The sequence below is a fragment of the Streptomyces sp. TSRI0107 genome (assembly GCF_001905845.1).
Taxonomy (GTDB): domain Bacteria; phylum Actinomycetota; class Actinomycetes; order Streptomycetales; family Streptomycetaceae; genus Streptomyces.
Genome location: NZ_LIVZ01000014.1, coordinates 246391 through 271239, shown reverse-complemented (window position 1 = coordinate 271239; position 24849 = coordinate 246391). Strand labels below are relative to the sequence as shown.

Sequence of the window (24849 nt, the reverse complement as noted above, 5' to 3'; positions counted from 1 at the left end):
CACTGGGACGCTTCTTCCATCTCCTCGGCCTCTTCGGCTTCTTCCAGCTCTTGCGTCTCTTCGGTCTGAGAACGCACCGGTCACTTGTCGGATCCTTCCGGTTGTCCGTCTTCGATACGCACGCCGGTGGCGCCCAGCAGGGCACCGCTGTCCGCGCGTTGGGTGGCGATCAGCAGGGCCCCGAGGGCCTGGCCGACGCGGTCGCGGTCCCTCGGGTCCACACGGAACGCGGAGGCTTGCGCGTACTGCGGGTGGCGGGACTTCTGTGCCTCGGTCAGCTCGGTCGGTACGAGCCGCAGCCACTGCCCCTCGTCGGACAGTGCGCCGTTCTCGAGCGTGAGGTCGCCCTCGGTGGCGTACACCAGTTGCTGACTGGCGACACCCGTGCCCTCACCCGCCCATACGACGGTGTCGTCGCCGATCCAGGCGGCCTCCGACGCGCCCAGGTCGAGGCCGAAGGCGCCGCCGGGAGAGGGCGTCAGATAGGCGGTCTCGCCCGCCACGCGCCAGACCTCGTGCCCGTACAGGGAGAAGTCGAGTGCTTCGTCGACCGGGACGTCCTTCTCCTCCTTCTTGTGCAGGATGTAGCTCAGCGAGGCCGCGCCGTCGTTCAGCGGCACTTCGAAGACCAGCCCGAAGGAGTCCTCGCGCACCGGCAGGATGGGGTCGTTCCATTCGGGCGGATCCGCGGATCCGGTCCAGGTGTGCAGGCCCCATCCCTCGTAGTCGCCGTCGGGCCGGTGGTAGTGCAGGACGGCCTTGCTCCCGTCCTGCGGCGGATACGCGGCCTTGGGTCTGGCCATCCTGACGGTCGCGCTGTTCTCCTCGGTCCACACCTCGCCGGTCGCGGCGAAGTCGAAGGCGCGCTCGGGGCCGTCGGCGACACCGTCCTTCTCGACGGTGAAGCGGATGGTGCCGGTGCCGGCGCCGGGTGTGATCCACGCGAAGGCGCCGTAGGCGTCGCGGCCGATGAACGGGGCGGTCGTACCGTCGGCGGTCCGCAGCAGCAGACCGTCGTAGTCGCCGTCGGCACGCCGGTGGTGGACGACCGCGTGATGTCGCTTCGCCGTCGGTCTCTCGGCTGCGGGCGGTTGTCCGGCGGTGGTGGCGGCGGTGGCGCTCGCGGTGCGTCCGGCACTGTCGACGACCACGGCCTTGTACCGCAACGGGGTCCCGGCCCGCACCGTCTCGGTCAGGTGCTGGGTCACCTTGTACGGGGCGTGGTCGGCCGAACCCAGCGTCCGCCACGGCCCGTCACCGACCTGCGCGGCGAACACGACCCGGTTCAGCGAACCGCCGTCCACATCCGCCGAAACCTCCACGTCACCCGTGGCACCGGCCGCCGGCGCCTTCACCGACACCGACGGCCGCGCGGCCGGGGACGCCAGCGGCCCGGCCGCCTTCAGCACCACCGCCGACAACGGCGGCACCTCCACCGAGATCTTCTTGTCAGCGCCGCTGGTCAGCCGCACCGACGACCCGTACACGCCGCGGAAGTCCATCCCGGCCGTATACGTCGGCAGCTCCACCGTCCGGGCCCGCTCGGTGTTGTTCACCGCGACGACGTACTCGACCCTCCGCTTCGGGTCCGTGCGCGAGAACGCGTACACACCCGCCCCGTCGTCCGCGTACCGCTCCTGCTGAACGCCGTCGCGCAAAGCCGGATGGCGCTTCGTCAACCGCGATAGATCAGCGATAGACGTGTACAGCGGATGCGTCACGTCGTACGCGTCCGAGGCATGGGTACGCTCCGTGCCGATCTGGTCGTCGTCCAGGTAGTCCTCGACCTTCGAGGCGAACAGCGTCTGCCGGGCGTACACATCACCCGCCGGTCCGGTGAAGCCCTGCTCGTCGCCCGCGTAGATCACCGGGTTCCCCCGGGACAGGAACAGCAGCTCGTGCGCGAACCGGTCACGGCGCAGCAGTTCGGCGTCGTCCGCACCGGGGTTGTCCTGGCTGACGAAGCCCCCGATGCGGCCCATGTCGTGACTGCCGAGGAAGGTCACCTCGCTGTACGCGCTGGCCTTGTCGGTGGTGTAGCGGTAGTCCTGGGCGAGGACGTGCGCGAGGTCACGGGTGGGGCCGCCGCGGGACGTGTAGTTGCGGATCGCCGCCTGCAGCGGGAAGTCGAGCGTGGCGTCGAGCCGGCCTTCGGTCAGGTAGGGGGCCATGACGACGGGGTCGGCGGAGAAGGCCTCCGCGAAGATGAAGAAGTCCGGCTTCCCCTGCCGGGCGGCGTAGGCGTCCAGCGCCGTGGCCCACTGTGTCCAGAAGGCCATGTTGACGTTCTTCGCCGTGTCGACGCGGAAGCCGTCGATGCCGAAGTCCCGCACCCACGTCTCGTAGATGCGCCGCATGCCCTCGACGACTTCGGGCCGCTCCGTCCACAGGTCGTCGTTGCCGATGAAGTCGCCGTACAGGGCGCTCTCGCCGGCGAAGGTGGAGTCGCCCCGGTTGTGGTACATGGTCGGGTCGTTCAGCCAAGCCGGGACCTTGGTGTCGTGCTCGCCGGTGCGGTTCCGCGGCGTGTAGGGGAAGCTGTCCTCGTCGACCTCGCCCATGCCGGTGCTGTCGTCGAAGGGACGGCCCTCGGTGTCGAGGTAGGGGTGGGCGCCCTTGGAGCGGTAGCCGTACTTCTGCTCCGCGTAGTCGACGGTGTCGGCGGTGTGGTTGGTGATGACGTCGAAGAAGACCTTCATGCCCTTGGCATGGGCCTTGTCGACGAGCTCCGCGAGCTCGGCGTTGGTGCCGAAGTGCGGGTCGACCCGGGTGAAGTCCGTGATCGAGTAGCCGTGGTAGCTGGCCATCTCCGTGCCGCTCATGGTCTGCACCGGCTTGTTCTCGAAGACCGGCGCCATCCAGATCGCGGTGGTGCCCAGGCCCTTGATGTAGTCGAGCTTGTCGATCAGGCCCCTGAGGTCGCCGCCCTGGTAGAAGTGTTTGTCGGTCGGGTCGTGTCCGGTCCGGGAGCGGTCGCCGGTGAGACCGCCTTCGTCGTTGGCGGTGGAGCCGTTGGCGAAGCGGTCCGGCAGTGCCAGGTAGAACTGCTCACGCGAGGGGGCGGGCCGCGCCGGGGTGCGGGCGAGCGCGCGGTCCGACGGCGGCCTAGGCTCTGTCGTTTGGATCAGCCCGGCTGTGAGGGACGGTGCGTCCCGGCCGAGTCGAGCGGGGTCTGGTGCGTGCAGCTGCAAGGCGGAGGAGGGAGTCGACGCGGCGCGTCGGCGACTGACGACAACGCGGCAGATGGGCGTGCCAGATCCTGCGACGCCGGGATGATCCAAACGACAGGGCCCAGGGGCCGCGGCGTCCGCGGGCGGGGTGGTGGGCGGCAGGGCCGACAGCACCGACAGGAACAGTGCGACGGCCGAAACCCGGGCGGTTCCGCGCCGGGAGGGTAATCCGGTCATGGGCCTTTCTTCTTCTCAGCCGATTCTCAACCGTTTCTCTGCCGTCGACTCGACCGTCGAACGGGCCGGGTCGCCTGCTGCGCGTCGGCGGGATCCGGCGCGCACACGGCGTGCCGCCCGGTTCGCCATCGCGGGCGAACCGGGCGGTCCTTCGGTCGACGAGACGCAGCGCCTTCCTCGGTCGGCGGGACGCAGCGCCTTCCTGGTTCAGCCGCGCCAGGTGTCGCTCAGCAGTGTCCTGCCGCTGGACGGGACGGTGGCGGTGCGGTTGGCGCCGCTCTCCCAGGTGACCTTGCCGGAGGCGTCCTTGCGGAGGTACTTGTACTCGAAGGAGGTACCGGCCGGGAGCGCGACGTCGAGCTTCCAGACGGGGTAGGCCGCCGGGTCGAGCTTGAGCGCGTCGGCCGGGTTCCAGTTGCCCAGCTCGGGCTTGTTGCCGGTGACGTAGATGTTCTCGCCCCAGACGGTGGTGGCGTCGACGCTGAAGGAGGCGCCGATCGTGGTGCCGGGTTCCTCACCGGGGTCCCCGCCGCCCGGGTCGGTGCAACTGGTCGCGCCGGTGTGCAGGGCGAGGGCCGTGTCGGCGCCGAGGGTGGCGGTGAACTGTCCGGAGCCGTTCACGGTGACGGGCTTGCCATTCTGGACGTCGCAGTAGGTGCCGGCGGGCAGCGACGTCTGGAAGGTCCTGGTCAGCGAGCCGGACTCGTGGTTGATGGCGACGTAGGCCTTGCTGCCGCGGCCGAAGGCGATGGCGTTGTTGCCGTTGTCCCACCAGTTGGTCACTTCCGCGCTGCCCGCGGTGTTGCGGAACTTGACCATGCTCGCGATCTCGCGCCAGGCGTGCTGGCACTTCCACCCGTCGGTGTAGCAGGCGTCGACCTGGCCGTTGTTAGGTCCGCCCGCGTCGTTGCTGAACTCGTAGCCGGAGTGGACGTCCGGCGAGCCGTAGGGCCAGGCCAGCATGAAGACGTGGGCGAGTGTGTACTTGGCGCCGTCCTTGTAGGTCAGCGTCGCGTTGTGGCGCTCGGTGTCGTGGTTGGCCACGAAGGTGGCCGCCTTGCCGCTGGAGACGTAGCCCCAGGCCTCGCCGAAGTTCTTCAGGTGCGCGAGCTTCTCGCCGGAGAAGACGCGCTTCAGGTCTCTGCCGTAGGAGAACTCCTGGACGTCGCCGGTGCCGGTGTACTGGCCGGGCTGCACGGCCTCGCCGTAGGCCCCGATGGTCTCCTGCTTCCAGTAGACGCCCGGGTCGCTGAGCCGGCCCTTGATGTTGGCGAGGTCGCCCGGCGGGATGTGCTTGGCGGCGTCGATGCGGAAGCCGTCCACCCCCAGGGACAGCAGGTCGTTCATGTACCCGGCGATGGTCTTGCGGACGTATTCCTCGCCGGTGTCGAGGTCGGGCAGGCCGGCCAGTTCGCAGTGGTGGACGTTCCAGCTGTCCCCGTAGTTGTCGATGTCCTTCATGCAGTCGTCCATGTCGGACTTCGAGTACAGGCCGGGGTAGTCGTACTTGCTGTAGGAGGAGCCCCCGGTGCCGGTGCCGGCGCTGTTGGCCATGTGGTTGATGACCGTGTCCGCGACGACCTTGACGCCGGCGGCGTGACAGGTGTCGATCATGTTCTTGAAGGCGTTGCGGTCGCCCAGCTTCGTGGCGATCCTGTAGCTGACGGGCTGGTAGGCGGTCCACCACTGCGGGCCCTGCACCCGCTCGTTCGGCGGTGACACCTGCACGTACCCGTATCCGGCCGGTCCGAGGTCGTCCGTACAGGCCTTGGCGACCGAGTTGAAGTTCCACTCGAACATCACCGCGGTGACGTCCTTGTCGCCGGGCGGGTCCGCCTGCGCGGTGCCGGGCGCCGTGACGACCACAGCGGCTCCCGCCGCGAGGGCGAGTGCAGCGGCCACGGTCTTGTTGGCCATCGTTCCTCCTGATCCACCTGGTGGGGATGAGAGGCCTTCACGCAGCAACGCGCCTTGCCCGACAGGCCTGTGGGGATGCTTGCTGAAACACTCAGCAAGTTCTTGCGGTCGAGACCGTACGAGTCAGCCAACCGTCGGTCAACCCTCCCGTCAGCACTTGCCGTTCTCTCCACGAAAACTTCAACGTCACTGGCCGCGACGCCAATTGGTGCGATGCAAGGTCTTTCACAAGCGTTTCAGAGGTGTTACGTTCAATCAACGTCCGGTCCGGCGGCCCGGAGACCCGTCGAGTTCGGGTCCACGCGCCCGGTCCGCCGGACCGGATCTCCAGGCCGGGGCTCCGCAGCCTTCATGCCGCCTCGCCGCCCCGACCAGGGCCGGGCTGCGGAGCCTCTCCCCCGGCCGGTGCGGTCATCCGTTCCGCCGGGCCGTGGAAGCGCGCACGACCAGCTCCGGCTGGAAGACGAACTCGGTCCGCTGCACCGGGGTCCCGCCGACCTCCTCCAACAGCGCGCCCACCGCGGCGGTCGCCATCGCCTGCACCGGCTGGCGAACCGTGGTGAGCGGGGGATCGGTGAAAGCGATCAGCGGCGAGTCGTCGAAACCGATCACCGAGACGTCGTGCGGGACCGACAGGCCGCGCTCGCGTGCCGCGCGGATCACCCCCAGGGCCATCAGATCGCTGCCGCAGACGATGCCCGTGCATCCCTTGTCCAGCAGCGCCGCTCCGGCCGCGTGGCCTCCCTCCACCGTGAACAGGGTCCGCTCGATGCGGCGTTCGGCCTCTCCGGCCGGTGTCCCGCAGAAGGAGTGCACGGCCGCGGCGAAGCCCTCGGCCTTGCGCCGCGACGGCACGAAACGGGTGGGCCCGACGGCGAGCCCGACCCGCACATGGCCCAGATCGGCCAGGTGCCGCACCGCCATCCGCACGGCGGACCGGTCGTCCGACGACACGAAGGACGCCGTGATCCGCTCGTTGTATCCGTTCACCAGGACGAACGGCAGGCTGCGCGAGGCCAGTTTGTGGTACCTGACGGGGTCGGCCGTGGTGTCCGCGTGCAGCCCGGACAGGAAGACGATGCCCGTGACGCCCCGGTCCTCCAGCTGCTCCACCAGTTCGTCCTCGGTGGACCCGCCGGGCATCTGCGTACACAGCACGGGCGTGTATCCGTGCCCGGCCAGCACCTGCTCGATGACCTGGGCGAAAGCCGGGAAGATCGGGTTCGTCAGCTCCGGGATCACCAGCCCGACCAGGCCGGCGCTGCGCTGGCGCAGGCGTACGGGCCGCTCGTAGCCGAGCACGTCGAGCGCGGCCACCACCCGTCGCCGGGTGGCGGGGGCGACGCCGGGCTTGCCGTTGAGCACCCGGCTCGCCGTGGCCTCGCTGACCCCGGCCTGGGCCGCGATGTCGGTGAGCCGCGGGGTGCCGCTCTCGGCACCCCGCGTCAGGGGCAGGATCACACCGCCCACCAGACGGTGCTGTCCGCGGGAAGCTCGGCCGCGTCGCCCTCGGGCACCGGCTCGCGGCTGCTGAGCAGCGGCCGCCCCGGCACGGTCCACCGCACCGGCGCGCCGGTCAGGTTCACGGTGCAGATCAGGTCGCCGTCGCGGCGTCCGTCGCCCGGGCCCCGCGCGGTGCGACGGAAGGCGAGGACGCCTTCGGGGGCCTCCAGCCACTCGACGCCGTCTCCGGCACCGAGCGCGGGATGCTCCCGGCGCAGGGCCAGGGCGCTGCGGTAGAGCTCCAGCGTCGACCCGGGGTCACCGGACTGTGCCTCGACCGACAGATGCCTCCAGCTCTCCGGCTGCGGCAGCCAGCTCGGTCCGCCCGCGACGGGCCCGAAGCCGTACGGCGCCTCGGTCCCCGACCACGGGATCGGCACCCGGCAGCCGTCACGCAGCCCGTCCTGCCCGTTGTCCCGGAAGAACGAGGGGTCCTGTCGCACCTCGTCCGGCAGCTCGGTCACCTCCGGCAGGCCGAGCTCCTCACCCTGGTAGAGGTAGGCGGACCCGGGCAGGGCCAGCATCAGCAGCGTCGCCGCGCGGGCCCGGCGCAGCCCCTGCTCGGGGCTGCCCACGGCGAGGCGCGTGGCGTGCCGGACCACGTCGTGGTTGGACAGCACCCAGGTGCTGGGCGCGCCCACCGGGCGCATGGCGTCCAGGCATTCGTCGATCGCCCGGCGCAGCGCCCCGGCGTCCCAGCCGGCACCCAGATAGTGGAAGTTGAACGCCTGGTGCAGCTCGTCCGCCCGCAGGTAGTGCGCCGTACGTTCGGCACTGGGCGTCCACGCCTCGGCGACACCGATGCGCTCACCCGGGTACTCGTCGAGAATCCTGCGCCACGACCGGTAGATCTCGTGCACGCCGTCCTGGTCGAAGAAGGGCAGCGACTGGGTGCCCAGCAGCTGCAACTGTCCGGTACGGCCCATGTCGGGCAGTCCCGCGGCCTTGACCAGGCCGTGGGCGACGTCGATCCGGAAGCCGTCGACGCCCATGTCGAGCCAGTACCGCAGCACGGAGCGGAACTCGTCCCGGACGGCAGGGTTCTCCCAGTTGAAGTCGGGCTGCTCGGGAGCGAAGAGGTGGAGGTACCACTCCCCCGGCGTGCCGTCCGGGTTCTCGGTGCGCGTCCAGGCGGGGCCGCCGAAGATGGACTCCCAGTCGTTGGGGGGAGCCTCCCCCGCGGGTCCGCGTCCGGGGCGGAAGTGGAAGCGGTCGCGCAGCGGGGAGCCGGGGCCCTCGCGCAGAGCGCGCCGGAACCAGTCGTGCTGGTCGGAACAGTGGTTGGGGACCACGTCGACGATCACGCGCAGTCCCAGGGCGTGCGCGTCCCGGATCAGTTCGTCCGCGTCGAGCAGCGTGCCGAACATGGGGTCGACCGCCCGGTAGTCGGCGACGTCGTAACCGCCGTCGGCCTGGGGTGAGACGTAGAAGGGGCTGAGCCAGACGGCGTCGACGCCGAGGTCCCTCAGATACGGCAGCCGGGAGCGGATGCCCTGGAGGTCGCCCACCCCGTCGCCGTCGCTGTCGGCGAAGCTGCGGGGGTAGACCTGGTAGATCACGGCGTCCCGCCACCAGCCCGGGCGCTCGCCGGGGCCGGGGGGTCGGGTGCGGGTGCCGGGTTCGGCAAGGTACTGGGTCATGGATTCCTGCCTGCTATGGGGGGGGACGGTCAGGACTTGGTGGCGCCTGCGGTGAGGCCGGAGACGAGGTGGCGCGCGACGAGACCGAAGACGATGGCGGCGGGCACCGCGATGATCACGGCGGCGGCCGTCAGCGCACCCCAGTCGCTCGTGTACTGGTTGACGAACGTCTGGAGGCCTCCGGCGAGCGTGAGGTTCTCCTCACCGGTCATGAAGGCGGACGCGTAGGCCACTTCCGCCCACCCGGTGATGAAGGTGTAGAAGGCGGTGACGGCGAGCCCCGGCCTGGCCAGCGGCAGCACCAGCCGCCAGAAGGTTCCGAACGGGTTGAGTCCGTCGACCCGGCCGGCCTCGTCGATCTCGACCGGGATGCCGTCGAAGTAGCCCTTCATCATCCAGGCGCAGAACGGCACGGCGACGGTGAGGTAGGTGACGACGAGGCCGACCGGCTGGTTGAGCAGCCCGAGGTCGGCGAGCAGGTTGTACAGCGGCACGATGAGCACCGCGACCGGGAACATCTGGGTGAGCAGCAGCATCCACATCAGGGGGCGCATGCCGGGGAAGCGGAAGCGGCTCACCGCGTAACCGGTGGTGGCGGAGATGAAGACGCCGATCAGCGTGGTCAGGCCGACGACGATCACCGAGTTCTGCAGCCACGACAGGAAGTCGGTGTCGCGTACGACGTGGCTGTAGTTGCCGAGCGTGAAGTCCTTGACGAGCGAGGTGTCGAACGCCTCGGTCTTCGGCTTGAAGGAGGTGACGAGCAGCCACAGCGGGGGGAAGACCGCGACGACGGAGGCGGCCAGCAGTGTCAGGTGCAGTCCGAGTGAGGCGAGCGGGCTCCGGTCGCCGCGCTTGCGCACGGGGCCGTGCGGCTCGGTGCCGGCGGAGATGTGCGCGGTCGTGTCGGTCACCAGGTGTCTCCCTGCTTGCGCAGTGCGCGGCGGTAGGCCGCCGTGACGAGTGCCAGGAGGAGCAGGATCAGCACGCCCCAGGCGGCGGACGTCGAGTAGTCGCGCGGGCTGATGACGAAGGACAGACGGTAGGCGTACGTCACCAGGATCTCTGTGGCGTCACCCGGCCCGCCCCGGGTCAGCAGGAAGATGACCGGGAACATGTTGAAGGTCCAGATGGTGCTGAGCAGGATGACCGTGCTCGAGACGGACCGCAGCCCCGGCAGGGTGATGTGGCGGAAACGCTGCCAGGGACTCGCCCCGTCCATCTCCGCCGCCTCGTAGAGCTCCGCGGGGATGGACTGCAGGCCGCCGAGGAGGGCGATCAGCATGAACGGCACGCCTACCCAGACGTTCACCGCGATGACGGAGATCTTCGCCCAGGTCGGGTCGTTCAGCCAGGAGATCCGGTCGAAACCGGCGCCGGTGAGCAGTTCGTTGAACAGGCCGCTGCGTTCGTTGAACAGCAGGCGCCAGGTGAACACGGAGACGAACGCCGGCACCGCCCAGGGCAGGATCAGTGCCGTGCGGTACAGGGTGCGGCCCTTGAAGGTGCGGTTGAGCATGACGGCCAGTGCCAGGCCGAGGGCGAAGGAGAGCGCCACACAGCTGACCGTCCACAGCACGGTCCAGCCGAGCCGGTCCCAGAAGACGCCGTCGCCGAGGATCGCCCGGTAGTTGTCGAGACCGACGTGTTCGTAGGTGGCGGGAATGTGGTTGACGCCGATGGTGCGTTCGACGTTGGCCTCGTCGGCGTCGGTGAAGGACAGCCAGACGCCGCGCGCGAGGGGGTATCCGATGATCACGCCGATCACGATCACCACGGGGGCGACCATGCTCCAGGCGTACCAGTGGGTGGCCAGGGCTTTGCGCAGCCGCCCGGGGGGCTTGGGGGTCTTGTGGTCAGTGCGGTGGCCCCGGCCGCGGGCACCCGGTGTGCCCGCGGCCTTCGTCACCGACTGGCTGGTCTCGACAGCCATTGGTCGGTCAGTCTCCCCGTGGCCTACTTGTAGTCCTTGAGCAGCTTGCGATAGGCGTCGCCGGTGTCCGCGGCCGCCTTGTCCGGGCTGGTCTCACCGGCCAGCACCTTGGCCATCTGCAGCCGGATCGGCTCGAAGAGGGCGTTGCCCTCGGCGATCCACGGCCGTTCCACGGCCTTGTCGACCGCCGGCTTGAAGAACTTCACCATCTCGTTGTCCGCGACGGCCGGCACCTCGTAGACGGACTTGCGGGTGGGCAGCAGGCTCAGCTTCTCGGTGGTCTGCCGCTGCACCTCGGCCGAACTCATGTACTTCACGAAGGCGTAGGAGGCGTCGAGGTTCTTCGAGCCCGCGTACACCGAGAGGTTCCAGCCGCCCTGGGGGGATCCCTGCCCGGCGCTGCCGGCCGGGACGGGGGCGACGCCGAGGTTGCCGGCGTCCTTGAACCGCGCCCCCGCCCTGACGTCCTCGATGGCCCACGGGCCGTTGAGCATCATGGCGACCTTGCCCGACTTGAAGGCGTTCTGCATGTTGTTCCAGCCGTCGGACGCGTCCGTGATGGCCGCCTTGCTGTCCACGAGGTCCTTGATGACCCGGTACGCCTCCACGCCGGGCTTGTCGTCGACCGTGACGGTCTTGCTCTTCTCGTCGACCAGGTCGCCGCCCTCGCCGTAGAGGTAGGGCAGGAACCAGTACGGGTCGTCGCCTCGCAGGTAGAGGCCCGTCGCGCCGGTCTTCTCGGTGATCTCGGCGGCGGCCGTCTTCAGCTCGGTGACGGAACCGGGCACCTCGGCACCGGCCTTCTTCAGCAACTCCTTGTTGTAGAAGAGCGCCAGGGTGTCGATCACCTGCGGGACCGCGTAGGTCTTCCCCTGGTACTTGGTGCTGGCCGCGGCCTGCGGGAGGTAGTCGGACTCGTCGTCGAGGGCGGTCGTGCCGTCGAGCGGGGCGAGGTAGCCGATGCTGGCGAAGTCCGCGACCCAGGCCACCTCCGTACGCATCACGTCCGGAGCACCGGAGTTGCCGCCCGCCGCGTTCTTGAACTTGGCGTTCGCCTCCCCGAACGGGACGTTGACGTACTTGACGTCGACCTTCGGGTGCTCCTTCTCGAAGCCTTCCGCGAGGGCCTGGTAGGTCGCCTTCTCCGCCTCGTTCGAGGTGTCCCAGAAGGTGACGGTTCCCGAAAGCTCCTTGCCGGCTCCGCCGGCACCGGTCTGGCCGTCGTCGTCCCCGCCACATGCCGAAGCCGTCATGGCCAGCGCCGCGACCAGCGCGGTGGCCGCAATGCCACGCCGCATTGTGAACTCCCATGAGTGATCCCGGAATTGGGCGGAGGCATGAACGCCTCACGCCAACCGCGTCCGCGCGGCGCCGGGGTTGCCAGGAACGTAACAGGGTCGAAAAGGCGGCGAAAGACGTTGCGGCAAATTGCTGCAAGTGTTTTCAGCCATTGTCGCGGTGGGCACAGCGCTCACGGCCGGCGGGTAAAGTGCGGTGCCATGACCATGCGGCTCGCCGAGATCGCAGCCCGGGCGGGCGTCAGCAAGGCCACGGTCAGCCGCGTGCTCAACGGTGCGCGTGGCGTGGCCACCGACACCCGCGATTCCGTGCTCGCCGCACTCGACGCGCTGGGCTACGAGTTCCCGCCGCGGCAGCGCCGCGCCGAGCTGGTCGGCCTGATCACACCGGAGCTGGACAACCCCGTCTTCCCCGCGCTGGCCGAGGTCATGGGGCAGGCGCTGACGCGTCAGGGGTACACCCCCGTGCTGGCCACGCAGACACCGGGAGGGTCGACCGAGGACGAACTCACGGAGATGCTCGTGAGCCGCGGGGTGTCCGGCATCGTCTTCGTCTCCGGACTGCACGCCGACACCACCGCCGACACCGGCCGGTACGCCCGGCTGCACGAACAGCACGTGCCCTTCGTGCTCGTCAACGGGTTCTCCCCCGCGATCGAGGCGCCGTTCGTCTCGCCCGACGACCGGGCCGCGATGCGCCTGGCCGTGGCGCACCTGGCCGAGCTGGGACACGAACGCATCGGGCTCGCGCTCGGACCGGAACGCTTCGTGCCGGTGCAGCGCAAGCTCGAGGGATTCCGCATGGGCATGCGGGAGCACCTGGGGCTGCCGGCGGAGGAGTCCCAGGAGCTGGTCGAGCACTCGCTGTTCTCCCTGGAGGGAGGGCAGGCCGCGGCGTCCGCGCTGATCGGCAAAGGCTGTACGGCCGTCATGTGCGCCAGCGACATGATGGCCCTCGGCGCCGTCCGGGCGGCGCGCCAGAGGGGTCTGACGGTTCCCGGTGACATCTCGGTCGTCGGCTTCGACGACTCGCCGCTCATCGCCTTCACCGACCCTCCCCTGACGACCATCAGACAGCCCGTCAAGGCGATGGGGCAGGTCGCCGTGAACGCGCTGCTGGAGGAGATGGGCGGAACGCCGCCGCCGCGCACCGAGTTCGTCTTCATGCCGGAACTGGTGGTCCGGGGGTCCACCGCCGCCGGCCCGCGGGGCGGGCAGCGCCCGGCGGACGGACGCTGACCGGCCGGCCGGCCTCCGGAGCCGGCTTGCCGCCGGGCGCCGGTGTGCCGGCCGGTGCCCGGCGGTCCCCGCCCCTCACGCGGAGGCGAGCAGCGGACGCCACCAGTCCGCGTGGCGCTCGTACCACCTCGCGGTGTCGGCCAGGGCGGCCGCGAAGTCCGTGCGCGGCCGGTAACCGAGTTCGGCGGTGATCTTGCTGTGGTCGACCGCGTAACGCCGGTCGTGCCCCTTGCGGTTCTCGACGTGCACGATCCGCTCCGGGCCCGCGCCGCACAGTGCGAGCAGCCGGTGCGTGAGCTCCAGGTTGGGCAGCGAGGTGCCGCCCCCGATGTTGTAGATCTCGCCCGGCCGGCCCGACACGCGGACGAGTTCGACGGCCCGGACGTGGTCGTCGACGTGCAGCCAGTCACGCACGTGCCGCCCGTCGCCGTAGAGCGGAACGGTGCCACCGGACAGGAGCCGGGCCAGGAAGCGCGGGATGAGCTTCTCCGGATGCTGGTGGGGGCCGAAGTTGTTGGAGCAGCGGGTCACCCGGACGTCCAGGCCGTGCGTGCGGTGGTGGGCCAGCGCGATGAGATCCGAGGCCGCCTTGGACGCCGCGTACGGCGAGGTCGGGCGCAGGGGGTCGCTCTCCCTGGCGGCCCCGTGCGGGAGGGAGCCGTACACCTCGTCGGTGGAGACGTGCACGAAAGTGCGCACGCCGTGGCGGAGCGCGGCGTCGAGCAGGACCTGGGTGCCCAGCACGTTGGTGCGGGTGAAGGCACCGCTGTCGGCGATGGAGCGGTCGACGTGCGATTCGGCCGCGAAGTGCACGATCTGGTCGTGGTGTCCGGCCAGCGCGTTCACCAGCGGCACGTCGCACACGTCGCCCTGGACGAAGGTGAGGCCGGGATGGCCGCGCACCGCGTCGAGGCGGGCGAGGCTGCCGGCGTAGGTGAGCTTGTCGAGGACGGTCACCGCGACACCGCCGGACGCCTGGGGCGACAGGAGGTGGCGGACGTAGGCGGAGCCGATGAAGCCCGCTCCGCCGGTGACGAGGATCTTCGTTGTCATGGGGTGAGATACACCTTGCTGTGGTCGCCGATCACCAGCCGGTGAGCCTGCGGAAGACGGGGAGCCTGGCCTACGACGGCGCCGCGGCCGATGAGGGAGGCCTCGATGCGGGACGCCCCCTCCACCTGGGCGCCGCGCAGCAGGACGGAGTACTCGATGGCGCTGTCCTCGACCCGGCAGTCCTCCCCGATGGAGGTGTAGGGGCCGACGCTGGAGTTGCTGACGACGGCACCCGCGCCGATCACCACCGGGCCCACGACGCGTGATCCCCGCACGATCGCGCCTTCGGCCACCCGGACCCGGCCGACCAGCGTGCTGTGCGCGTCGACCTTGCCCTCGATCCGGCCCTCAAGACCGTCCAGGACCTGGCGGTTGACCTCCAGCATGTCCTCCGCGCTGCCAGTGTCGCGCCAGGGCCGGGTGGTGGTCTCGGCGCGTACCCGCAGGCCCTGGTCGATCATCCACTGCACGGCATGGGTGATCTCCAGCTCGCCGCGCGCGGAGGGGGTGATGGCCCGTACGGCCTCGTGCACGGCGGGGCTGAAGGCGTACACGCCGATGAGCGCGAGGGAGCTGCGGGGGATGTCGGGCTTCTCCTCCAGGCGCAGCACGTTCCCTTCCGTGTCGACCTCGGCGACGCCGAAGGCGGACGGGTCCGCGACCGGGGTGAGCAGCAGCCGGGCCGCCGCGGGGTCGGCGGAGGAGTGACGGGCGAAGCCGGCGACGCCCTGCGGGAGGTAGTTGTCCCCCAGGTACAGCAGGAAGTCGTCGTCGCCCAGGAAGTCGCGGGCGATGCGCACCGCGTGGGCGAGACCGAGCGGGCGGGGCTGCTGGAGGTAGGTGATGCGTAATCCGAACGCGGCACCGTCTCCGGTCAGTTCGCGGATCTCCCGGCCGTGCGCGCCCACGACGACGCCGACCTCCCGGATGCCCGCCGCGGCCAGGGACTCCAGCGCGTAGAACAGCACGGGCTTGTTGGCGATGGGCAGCAGCTGCTTGGCGCCGGTGTGGGTGAACGGCCTCAGTCTGCTGCCGGTACCACCTGCCAGGACCAGGGCCTTCACCTCGGCCTCCGCGGGGGCGGGTCGGTCTGGGGGCGTGTTCTCACAGGTACCTCCTCGAACGTGAGGCGTGGTGGCGCCGTAAGCACGTCGACTCAACCAGAGTGCCGCGCTCGCTCGCAACAACTTTCTGAAACGATCCGCAAACTCTTGCAGCCGCGTGTGTTCAAGTGTTTGACTCGGCGCCGAACCGCCAACCGTGGTGCGCCACAACGCAGTTCGCCGGCGAAACGCGTACAGCCGGTCCGACGAGCAGGGGCAGCGATGACAGGCTTACGGCAGACACAGCACCTGGCACGGGAGGCCCGGCACCTGGCACCGGGCGCCTCCGAGGAAGCCGTCCACGGACGCCGGGTGTTCGCCGAGGGACGCGGTCCCGTGCTGACCGACCTCGACGGCAACCAGTACCTCGACTTCGCGGCCGGCACCCTCACCCAGTCACTGGGCCACGGGCACCCGGAGGTCGTCGAGGCGCTCACCGCTCAGGCCCGCCGCCTGTGGAACGTCCACGACAGCGCCACACCGGACCGTGCCGGACTGCTGGAACTGCTCGCCAGGCTGCTGCCCGAGCAGCTCGACACCTACGCGTTCTTCTCCACCGGCGCGGAGGTGGTCGAGGCCGCCCTGCGGGTCGTCCAGGCGACCGCGCCGCCGGGCCGCAACCGGATCGGCGCCCTGCGCCACGGCTTTCACGGCAAGACGATGGGCGCCCGGATGCTCGTGCACTGGGACATCGGCCACCAGTCCTTCAGCGGCAACAGCGTGCTGGGCTACAGCCCCTACTGCTACCGCTGCCCCCTGGGCCTGGAGTACCCGTCGTGCGACGTGCGCTGCGCGTCACTGGTGCGCCGGCACATCGCCGAGAAGCCCAACGTCTCCGCGCTGGTCTTCGAACCCGTCCTCGGCGCGGCGGGCGTCATCGTCCCTCCCCCCGGCTACTGGGAGCGCGTCGCGGACGCCTGCCGGGACAGCGGCGTGCTGCTCGTCGCGGACGAGGTGCTCACCGGCGGCGGACGCACGGGCGCCTTCCTCGCCAGTGAACTGTTCGGCGTGGAGCCGGATCTGGCGATGCTGTCCAAGGGCACCGCGAGCGGTTTCCCCTTCGCGGTGCTCGCCGGCCGCGGCGAGCTGCTGCGCAGACCGGAGGCGGCCGGCTCGGGGGCGTACGCCTCGACGTACGCGAGCAATCCGCTGGGGATCGCCGCCGCCCGCGCCACCCTCGAAGTCGTCGAGCGCGACCGGCTGATCGACCGCGTACGCGTCCTCGGCGAGATCATGGAGGACCGTCTGCGCGCCCTGGAGTCCCGCTTCGCGCAGCTGGGCCAGGTACGCGGTCTCGGTCTGCTGTGGGGCCTGGAGTTCGTCACCGACACCGCGGGCCGCACACCCGCGCCCGAGACGGCCCGGGCCGTCTACACCGCGGCCCTCGATCTGGGACTGCGCGTGTCGCTCGGGGGCCACATCCTGCGCCTGGCACCGCCGTTCACCCTGGACGAGGCCCTGCTCGACGAAGGCCTTCGGCTGCTGGAGAAGGCCATCGAGCGGGTGATCGCGTGATCACGGCCGAGAACCTCGTCAAGGAGTTCCGGCTGGCCGAACGCAAACCCGGCCTGCTCGGCAGCCTCTCCACCCTCCTCACCCGCCAATACCGCGTCGTGCGTGCCGTCGACGACGTCTCCTTCGAGATACCGGCAGGCACCAAGACCGCCTACATCGGCGCCAACGGAGCCGGCAAGTCGACCACGATCAAGATGCTGACCGGGATCATGACCCCCACCTCCGGCCGCTGCACGGTCGCCGGGCTGGAGCCGTACCGGCACCGGCAGCGCAACGCCCGCACCATCGGCGTCGTCTTCGGCCAGCGCAGCCAGCTCTGGTGGGACCTGTCGGTACCCGACTCGTTCCGCATCCTGCGCCGCGTCTACGACATCCCCGAACCGGTCTACCGGCGCAACCTCGCCCTGTTCCGGGAACTCCTCGACATCGACGCGCTGGGGTCCACACCGGTGCGGCAGCTGAGTCTCGGACAGCGCATGCGGGCCGAGATCGCGGCGAGCCTGCTGCACGACCCCGCCGTGCTGTTCTGGGACGAGCCCACGATCGGCCTCGACATGGTGCTGAAGGACGCGGTGCGCCATCTGGTCAACCGCGCCCACCGGGAGCTGGGCACCACCGTGGTGCTCACCAGCCACGACATCGCCGACATCGCCGCGATCTGCGACAGCGCCCTGGTCGTCGACCACGGGCGGGTCGTCCACCAGGGGACGCTGCAGGACCTGCTGCGCACGGCCGACCACCGCTCGGTCGTCTTCGACCACCGCGACGGCACCGCGACCGCGACCGTGCTGAGCCGCGTCGAAGCCGGACTGCCGGGCGTGCGCGCCACACCGGACGACGGCGGCCGCGTCCGCGTCGACTACCCGACCGGCCGCTACACCTCCCGGCAGGTCCTCACCTTCCTCCTGGACCGTTTCGACCTCGCCGACTGGTACGCCCCCGAACCCGGTCTGGAGGACGTGCTCCGCGAGATCTACGGCCGCTCACGGGTCCCCGGTCACGTACGCGACGGGGCCGCATGACCGCCCGCCTGCGTCGCTACGCGCCGTTCGCCACCAGCGGCCTGCAGTCCCTGCTGCAGTACCGCTCGATGTTCGCGATGACCGCGATGACCGCGGCCGCCGGCGCGGCGGTGACCGTCTTCCTGTGGCGTGCCGTGTACGAGGGCACGCCCGGCCGCGGACCCGGCGGCTTCACCGTCGAGGACATCACCACCTACCTGCTGGTGGCCCAGATCCTGCAAGTACTGCACACCAACCGGGTGGACGACGAGGTCGCGGCCGAGGTGTACCGGGGTGACGTCGCGGTCATGCTCGTACGGCCCGTGAGCTACCCGGTGATGCGGTTCTTCGCCTGCCTGCCGGTGGTGGGGGCCAACGCCGTCCTGGTCGGCCTGCCGGTCCTCGGGCTGTTCGCCCTGCTCGTCCCGCTCAGCGTGCCCCGGCCGGCGGATCTGCTGCTGTTCGCCGTCTCCACCGCCCTGTCGGTGCTCCTGGCGTTCTGCGTGAACCTGCTGACCGGCATGACCGGCTTCCTCACCACCAACACCTGGGGTGTGCGGATGGTCAAGCAGAGCGTCGTCGCCTTCTTCGCCGGGCAGCTCGTGCCCCTCGCGCTGATGCCGGGCCCGCTGGCCGCGCTCGCGAAGGCCCTGCCCTTCCGCGGGATGGTCGACGGTCCGCTGACCCTGCTGCTCGGCCGCTACGACGGCTGGCCCGACGCCGCCGGGCTGCTCGCCCAGCAACTGGCCTGGGCGGCCGGGCTGTCGCTGCTGTGCGCCGCGCTCTGGCGCGCCGCCCTCGGACGTCTGGAGGTGCTGGGCGGATGACGCGCACGGTGACGCGGTACCTGCGGCTGTCCTGGTTCCTGGGCGGGGTGGGCCTGCACCGGCTGGCGGCCTACCGCACGGACTTCCTGCTCGGCGCGGGCGCCTTCCTGGTGCGGGTCGGCATCCAGACGGCGGTCGTCGGTCTCGTCTTCCGCCAGGTCCCCGCCGTGGGCGGCTGGTCGTACCACGAGGTGCTGTTCCTGCTGGGCTTCTCCCTGCTGCCGCGCGGACTCGACCACCTCTTCACCGACCAGTTGTGGGAACTGGGCCGCAAACTGGTCCAGCGCGGCGAGTTCTACCGCTACCTCGTCAGGCCGGTCGACCCGCTGTTCTCCCTGCTGTCGGAGCGCTTCTTCCACCCCGACGGGCTCGGTGAACTCGTCGTGGGCGCCGTACTGGTGGGCTACGCGGGAAGCGAGCTCGGCCTGTCGCTCACCGCCGCGCAGTGGGCACTGGCACCGCTGCTCGTGCTGTGCGGGGCACTGCTGCACACCTCGGTGAAGCTGCTCTTCGCCTCCCTGTCCTTCTGGACGGTCACGAGCATGCCCGCGATGTACGCGGCGAACCAGGTGTCGGAGTTCTCCTCCTACCCCCTGGACATCTACCACCCCTCGCTGAGGACCCTCCTCACCTGGGTCCTGCCGTTCGCCTTCACCGCCTACGTGCCGAGCGTCTACCTGCTGACCGGTGCGAGGGACCTGCTCGGCTGGCTGCCCCTGGTCACCGCCGGCGCCCTGGCACTGGCCCTGACCGTGTGGCGCCGCGGCGTCAACCGCTACGAGATGACCGGAAGTTGAGTCGGGCATGATACGAAACGACGATCTCGGCCCCTTGCTGCGCGCAGCCCCGTGGATGCCCGAGGACGGCCGCCGGGCCGAGCGCTTCGAGTGCGTCGACCATGCGGAACTCGGCGCCTCCGTCCGCTTGTCGGTCGTGGCGGCCGTCGGCGGACCCGGGTCCGGACGACGCTACTTCGTCCCGGTCCGGACCGCACCGGAAGGCGGCGGCCCCCAAGAGGCGCATGGCAGCGCCGAGTTCGAGTCCGCCGCGCTGAGCGCGGTCCGCGCCGGACGCCAAGTGCCCACCGCTCGCGGCGGCCTGGTGTGCTTCCGCGGTGCCGGACTCACGGCCCGCTCGGTGCGCCCGCTGCCGTTCGAGCGGGGCTGGTCCTCCAACGTCCTGTCCCTGGTGGAGAACGACGGCACGGCCTACGTCCACAAGACGTACCGGCGGCTGGACGACCCCGTCCGCGAACCCGAGCTCCTGCGGCTGATGAACGGGACCGGCCGCACGCCCGCCTGGGCCGGCGACTACACCTACGTCGACCCGGCCGACGGCACCCGCCACCCGTTGGGCGTGTTCTACCGGTACGAGCCCGGCGACGGCATCGACCTGCCGCTGAGGCTGAGCATGCGGTCGCTGTGGCCGAAGGTGACCGGCGGGCAGGCCCCCGACGACCTCGAAGACGTCGTGCGGACGCATCTGCGCCCGCTGGCGGGCAACCTGCGCGGCGCCGGGCGCTTCCTGACCGGGTTCCACCGCGACCTGGCCGACCGGCTCGGCGGAGGTCCCGTACCGCCGTACCCGGTGCGGGAGGTGCTGGCCCGGGCCACCGCCCGGACGGCCGAACTGGCCTCGGCGGACATCGCCCTGCCCACGGTCCCGCGCGCCGCCGCCTTCGCGGCCCTGCGGCAGGAGAGCGCCGCGCTGCACAGCGCCTTCGACGCCGCCCCGGCCGGCTTCTCCTCCGGGCCGTGCCACGGCGACCTGCACCTGTCCCACCTGCTGTGCCGGGCGGGGGACGACGGCGGCTGGTCGATGAGCGTGATCGACATGTCCACCCCAGCCCTGGGCCCCGGCGAAGCGGGCTGGGCCGCGCAGTCGCCGGTGCAGGACCTCGTCGCCGTCCGGCGCGCACTGGAGTACTTCACCGCCGACGAGGCCGCCTTCGAGGCCGCGCGGCGCCTCGGCGTCGACTCCTCCGAGACGATGCGGGGCGCGCTGGACGGCGCCGCCGACTGGCCGCCCGGGCCGCGCGCCGTGCTGCGCCAGGTCTTCCACGCCGCGGACGTCTGGCGGGCGCACGTCCTGCGGCTGCTCCTCGGACGCACCGCGGACGACCCGCTGCGCCGGCTGCTGTACCTGGGCCGGCTGCTGCACGAACTCGCCTACAACGTCGACCACGCCCGTCCCTACCACGCCGCGATCGACCTGCGCCACGCCCTCGCGCTCGGCGCCCGCACCCCGGCTCCGACCATTCCAGCAAGGACGTGAACGTGACCGAGCCCCGTATGCACATCATCGAGACCTACTTCGAATGCTGCGGCTTCGACCACACCTTCCTGCAGGGCGGCACCTCGGTGTACCTGTGGAACCTGTCCCGGGCGTTCGCGGCCCGCGGCCACCGGGTCTCCCTCGTCACCCCCGCGCACGGCAGGCTCGACGACCTGCGCGGCAGATACGACGTGGAGGACCTCGGCTACACGGACGACTACGTCCTGCCGCTGGTCCTGGACCCCGAGGTGTGGCACGGCTTCCCCGCCGAGGTCCACCTGCCCGTGCGCACCACCGCGCACCGCATCCGCCTCGACGGCGTGGACCTGTACTTCCTGTCCAACGACCACCTCGACCAGCTCCCGGACACCTTCTACCCGCCGTACTCCGCCAAGGGCCGGGACCTGGTCTTCTTCAAGCCGCTGGTCTTCCAGGTGGACAGCGTGCGCTTCCTGCGCCGCTGGTTCGGCGAGGAGCGGGCGATCGTCCACGCCCACGAGCCGTTCTACCACTACCTGCTGCCGGCCGCGCTCCGCGACGACCCGAGCAAGTCCGTCGTCAGCACGGTGCAGAGCAACATGCCGATCACCAAGAAGGTCTACGCGCCCGAGGTCCGCCGGCTCCTGGAACTCCTGGGCGCCGAGACCGCCCTCCCGCAGGACCCTCCGCCGGCAGGCCCGGACCTCGAAGCGGTCCGCCAGTACCAGCAACTGACACACCTGCACTACGAGTACCCGCCGGACCACGTGGCCCTCTACCGGCTGGTCCTCGACAACGCCGATCTGATCGACTTCCTCTCGCCCGGCCAGCTCGACTTCTACGCGTCCTTCCGGGACACCCCCTTCGAAGCCCTCTTCGCGCACCTGCCGATGGCGCGGGCCGTGAAGGAGAACGCGCACAAGATGTTCGTCGGAGGCTGCGCGATCTCCGACCGGTGGCTCGCCTGGGACCCGCGCGAGGTGGACCGGCCGGCGGTGCTCGAAGGCCTGGGTCTGGACCCCGCGCTGCCGACCTTCTTCCACAACGCGCGCTACGCCCTGCACCACAAGGGCCAGCTGGAACTGATGCGCGCCGTCGACCGGGTGCTGAGCGACGGCCTCGCCGCGAACTTCGTCGTGCGCTGCATCTCCGGCGCCCCGCTGGACGACCCCTACTTCCGCGAGGTCGCCGAGCGGCATCGGGGCCGGCTGCACCTGGAGTCGGAACGGGTGGACGAGCGGCGGGTGTTCGAGTACGCGTCGGCCGCCGACTTCTGCCTCTTCCCGTCCAAGTTCGAGATGGACACCTTCCTCATCGCCCAGGGCGAGGCGATGGTCTGCGGGGCGGTGCCCATCGCGACGGCGCAGGAGGGCATGGCGCACTTCGGGCACGCCCGGCCCGAGCCGGGGACCACCGGCCTCGCCGTCAACCGCTCCTTCGCCGAGGACGACCCGCTGCTCACCGCCGCGCTCGTCGCACGCGTCCGTCAGGCGGCGACGCTGTGGTCGGAGGATCCGGCCCGCTACCGGGAGCTGTCGGAGCGCGCGGCGGCGGTCGCCCGGCAGTTCACCTGGGAGCACTGCGCGGACCTGCACCTCAACGCGTTCCACCGCCTGTGGCGTGGCGAGCCGGCCGCGCTGCCGGCCGAACGCGCCCTGCGGCACGGCTGGTTCGACCTGCTGAAGGACGAGGAGATCACCGAGGAGGCGGTGCTCGCCCACGGCGACCTGGCGGCGTACGCGCGCCGCGCCCCCGTCGACACCCCGGCCGCCCGCAGGTTCTTCCGCGCGGCGTGGGAACGGGCCGACTTCGCGGCCTGCGAGCGGATCGTGGACCGCTTCCCCGCCGCCGTGACCGCCGAGGAGGTGAGGAGCCTGCGCGAGCGGTGCTCGGTCACCGGCGACGGCACGCTCGTGTACCGCCTGCCGCACGCCGAGCGGGTGGAGCTGGTGACCCCGGCCCCGCGGGCCACGGCGGCCCGGGCGCTGCCCGAGGTGCGGGAGCTGCGCCGCACCGGGGCCGGCGCGTTCGAGGGGCCACCGCCGGCACCGGGGGCACGGCTGCTGCTGACGCTGTCCTCCGGCCGGGTCACCTGGGACGAGGCCCGTCATGGCTGAACGGGGCGGAGTGCGCGCGGTCCTGCTGGCGGGCGGCGAGGGCCGGCGCATGGGACCGCTGGGCGCGGGACGCCTGAAACCCCTCGTCCCGTACGGCGGTTCCTGCCGCCTGATCGACTTCAGCCTCGCCAACGCGCGCGCCTCCGGACTGGGGGAGGTGCTGCTGCTGTCCCAGTACGAGGAACGCCGGCTGATGGACGACCTGCACCGGGTGTGGAACCGGGACACCGGCTTCCGGGTCCACTTCGGGCCGTACGACGACGCCTACCGGTCCGCGGGCGACGCACTCCCCCGCGAGCTGCCCGAACGCACCTGGCCGGCCGAGCGCGGCACCGCGGACGCCCTGATCCGCAAAGCCGGGCACGTCTTCGGCGGCGGGCGCGAACAGGTCCTGGTCCTGCACGCCGACCACGTCTACCGCTTCGACTACCGGCCGCTGATCGCGGAGCACCGGGCCTCCGGCGCCGCCCTGACGATCGCCTACCAGCGGATCGAGCGGCGCTGGGTCCACCTGTTCGGGATGGTCCGCTTCGACCGTGCCGGCCGGCTCACCGAGTTCGTGGAGAAACCCGCCGAACCGACCAGCGACCTGGTCTTCGCCGCGTTCTGCGTCTTCGACGCCGCGGTGCTGCACCGCTACCTGGAGAAGCTGGACGGCACCGGGTGGCAGCACGACATCAGCCGGGACGTCATCCCCGCGATGCTCGCTGGCGGCGAGGACATCCGCGGCCACGAGGTGGCGGGCCACTGGGAGGACATCGGGACCGTCGAGCGCTACCACCGGGCACACCTGACGCTCGCCGCCGACGGGCCGCGGGCCGGCCTCCCGGTCGAGCGGATGCCCAGGACCGTACGGCCCGGGGTGGAGCGCGGCTGGGTGGCCGACTCCCCGGGCGTGGTCGCCTCGTTGGTCCCGGCGGACCTCGTCAACGAAGGCCGGGTGGAGCACAGCGTGCTCTTCCCCGGCGTCACCGTCGGGGCGGGCGCCCGGGTCCGGCGCAGCGTGCTGCTGCCCGGCGCCACGGTCCGCCCCGGTCAGGACATCGACTCGGCGGTGGTCCTGGAGAACGGACACGTGCAGCGGGTCGAGGACACCGCGGCCGTCACGGAAGGAACCCGTACATGAGCCTGTCCCCCTACGACGTCCTGGTGGTCGGCGGAGCCGGTGTCGACACCGTCGTCCGCGTCGAGGACCTGCGGATCCCGCCCGGCGACTCGCTGCACGTGCCCCCCGTGTACGACTACGTCGCGCACACCGGCAACGGCGTCGCGCTCGGCTGGCACGCCCTGGGCCTCGCCACGAAGTTCATCGACTTCCTCGGCGACGACCCCCAGGGCCACGCGGTGCTCGCCGCCTACGCCGAGCGCGGCCTCGACTTCAGCCACGTGGTGTCCCCGAACGGCACCCCGCGCGGCGTCAACCTGGTCGACGCGCGGGGCCGCCGCTTCTCCTTCTACGACTCCCGGCACCCGGCGGACCTCCGGCTGCCCCGCGCCTTCTACCTGCCGCACCTGGAGCGGACGCGCCACGTCCACCTGTCCATCGTCGGACACAACCGGGACCTGTACGAGGACGTCCACCGGCTCGGGGTGACCAGTTCCACGGACCTGCACGACTGGGACGGCGTCAACCCCCACCACCTCACCTACGCTCTCGCCTCCGACTACGTCTTCATGAGCGCCGCGGCCGTCCACGACCGGCTCGACGAGGTCCTGCACGGCATCGTCGACGAGGGCCGGGCCCGCTTCGTCGTGGCCACCGACGGGGCGGACGGCTGCCACCTGCTGGTGCGGGGCGACGCGAAGGTGCGCCACTTCCCGGCCGTGCGGCCGGAGCGGCCGGTCGTCGACAGCAACGGCGCCGGCGACGCCTTCGTCACCGCCTTCCTCCACGCCCTCTTCGAGGGACGGCCGCTGGAGGAGTGCGTCCTGGCCGGATCGGTGTCCGGGGCCTTCGCCTGCGGTGCCGCCGGCACCCACACCGAGTTCATCGACCTGCCCGGCCTGCGCGCGGCCTGCGCCCGCGCCGGCGCGGCGGAGTGA

Annotated in this window: 17 protein-coding genes and 1 pseudogene; 9 read left to right on the top strand and 9 right to left on the bottom strand. The window is 71.0% G+C overall.

Annotation, left to right across the window (positions count from 1 at the left end; translation table 11 throughout):
* Window positions 1-116: 116 nt before the first annotated feature.
* From AMK31_RS33340 to AMK31_RS33310, 7 genes and pseudogenes are all read right to left on the bottom strand, one after another.
* Window positions 117-3128 (bottom strand): annotated as a pseudogene (locus AMK31_RS33340) (alpha-amylase family glycosyl hydrolase); the annotation flags it as partial.
* A 486-nt stretch (window positions 3129-3614) separates the two neighbouring features.
* Window positions 3615-5324 (bottom strand): carbohydrate-binding module family 20 domain-containing protein, encoded by a 1710-nt coding sequence (locus AMK31_RS33335; RefSeq protein WP_073944444.1) that lies wholly within the window; start codon window positions 5322-5324, stop codon window positions 3615-3617.
* A 411-nt stretch (window positions 5325-5735) separates the two neighbouring features.
* The gene (locus AMK31_RS33330) at window positions 5736-6794 is read right to left on the bottom strand and encodes a LacI family DNA-binding transcriptional regulator (RefSeq protein ID WP_107468791.1); all 1059 of its coding nucleotides are present in this window, start codon (window positions 6792-6794) and stop codon (window positions 5736-5738) included.
* Window positions 6782-8467 (bottom strand): glycoside hydrolase family 13 protein, encoded by a 1686-nt coding sequence (locus tag AMK31_RS33325; RefSeq protein ID WP_073944443.1) that lies wholly within the window; start codon window positions 8465-8467, stop codon window positions 6782-6784. The genes AMK31_RS33330 and AMK31_RS33325 overlap by 13 nt, the downstream gene beginning before the upstream one ends.
* A 29-nt stretch (window positions 8468-8496) precedes the next feature.
* Window positions 8497-9360, bottom strand: a complete 864-nt coding sequence (locus AMK31_RS33320) for a sugar ABC transporter permease (RefSeq protein ID WP_241842809.1) — start codon at window positions 9358-9360, stop codon at window positions 8497-8499.
* Window positions 9361-9377: 17 nt separating this feature from the next.
* Window positions 9378-10400 (bottom strand): carbohydrate ABC transporter permease, encoded by a 1023-nt coding sequence (locus AMK31_RS33315; protein ID WP_079187039.1) that lies wholly within the window; start codon window positions 10398-10400, stop codon window positions 9378-9380.
* A gap of 23 nt (window positions 10401-10423) precedes the next feature.
* Window positions 10424-11698 carry an extracellular solute-binding protein gene (locus tag AMK31_RS33310; protein ID WP_073944442.1) on the bottom strand — a complete coding sequence of 425 codons (1275 nt, stop codon included), beginning with the start codon at window positions 11696-11698 and terminating at the stop codon, window positions 10424-10426.
* Between the two features lie 201 nt (window positions 11699-11899).
* Between AMK31_RS33310 and AMK31_RS33305 the strand changes: the two genes are divergently transcribed.
* The gene (locus AMK31_RS33305) at window positions 11900-12937 is read left to right on the top strand and encodes a LacI family DNA-binding transcriptional regulator (RefSeq protein WP_073944441.1); all 1038 of its coding nucleotides are present in this window, start codon (window positions 11900-11902) and stop codon (window positions 12935-12937) included.
* A 75-nt stretch (window positions 12938-13012) separates the two neighbouring features.
* Here AMK31_RS33305 and rfbB read toward each other — a convergent pair whose 3' ends face one another.
* Entirely contained in the window at window positions 13013-13990 is a 978-nt protein-coding gene (gene rfbB, locus AMK31_RS33300; protein ID WP_073944440.1) for a dTDP-glucose 4,6-dehydratase, read from the bottom strand.
* Complete coding sequence (locus AMK31_RS33295; protein ID WP_073944439.1) at window positions 13987-15054, bottom strand: glucose-1-phosphate thymidylyltransferase; 1068 nt, start codon at window positions 15052-15054, stop codon at window positions 13987-13989. Before AMK31_RS33295 ends, rfbB begins: the two co-directional genes overlap by 4 nt.
* Window positions 15055-15315: 261 nt before the next feature.
* Between AMK31_RS33295 and AMK31_RS33290 the strand changes: the two genes are divergently transcribed.
* Genes AMK31_RS33290 through AMK31_RS33255 form a run of 8 tightly spaced genes read left to right on the top strand, consistent with a single transcriptional unit; the run spans window position 15316 to window position 24849 of the window.
* Window positions 15316-16608 carry an aspartate aminotransferase family protein gene (locus AMK31_RS33290; RefSeq protein ID WP_073944438.1) on the top strand — a complete coding sequence of 431 codons (1293 nt, stop codon included), beginning with the start codon at window positions 15316-15318 and terminating at the stop codon, window positions 16606-16608.
* Complete coding sequence (locus tag AMK31_RS33285) at window positions 16605-17630, top strand: ABC transporter ATP-binding protein (RefSeq protein ID WP_073944437.1); 1026 nt, start codon at window positions 16605-16607, stop codon at window positions 17628-17630. The genes AMK31_RS33290 and AMK31_RS33285 overlap by 4 nt, the downstream gene beginning before the upstream one ends.
* Complete coding sequence (locus AMK31_RS33280) at window positions 17627-18436, top strand: ABC transporter permease (RefSeq protein WP_073944436.1); 810 nt, start codon at window positions 17627-17629, stop codon at window positions 18434-18436. Before AMK31_RS33285 ends, AMK31_RS33280 begins: the two co-directional genes overlap by 4 nt.
* Entirely contained in the window at window positions 18433-19233 is an 801-nt protein-coding gene (locus AMK31_RS33275; RefSeq protein ID WP_073944435.1) for an ABC transporter permease, read from the top strand. The genes AMK31_RS33280 and AMK31_RS33275 overlap by 4 nt, the downstream gene beginning before the upstream one ends.
* A gap of 7 nt (window positions 19234-19240) precedes the next feature.
* Window positions 19241-20710 (top strand): hypothetical protein, encoded by a 1470-nt coding sequence (locus AMK31_RS33270; RefSeq protein WP_143204282.1) that lies wholly within the window; start codon window positions 19241-19243, stop codon window positions 20708-20710.
* A 2-nt stretch (window positions 20711-20712) separates the two neighbouring features.
* The gene (locus AMK31_RS33265) at window positions 20713-22806 is read left to right on the top strand and encodes a glycogen/starch synthase (RefSeq protein WP_241842802.1); all 2094 of its coding nucleotides are present in this window, start codon (window positions 20713-20715) and stop codon (window positions 22804-22806) included.
* Window positions 22799-23932, top strand: coding sequence for a sugar phosphate nucleotidyltransferase (locus AMK31_RS33260; RefSeq protein ID WP_073944433.1), 1134 nt, complete (start codon window positions 22799-22801; stop codon window positions 23930-23932). The genes AMK31_RS33265 and AMK31_RS33260 overlap by 8 nt, the downstream gene beginning before the upstream one ends.
* A complete protein-coding gene (locus tag AMK31_RS33255) occupies window positions 23929-24849 on the top strand; it encodes a carbohydrate kinase family protein (RefSeq protein WP_073944432.1) in 921 nt (306 codons plus the stop codon). The genes AMK31_RS33260 and AMK31_RS33255 overlap by 4 nt, the downstream gene beginning before the upstream one ends.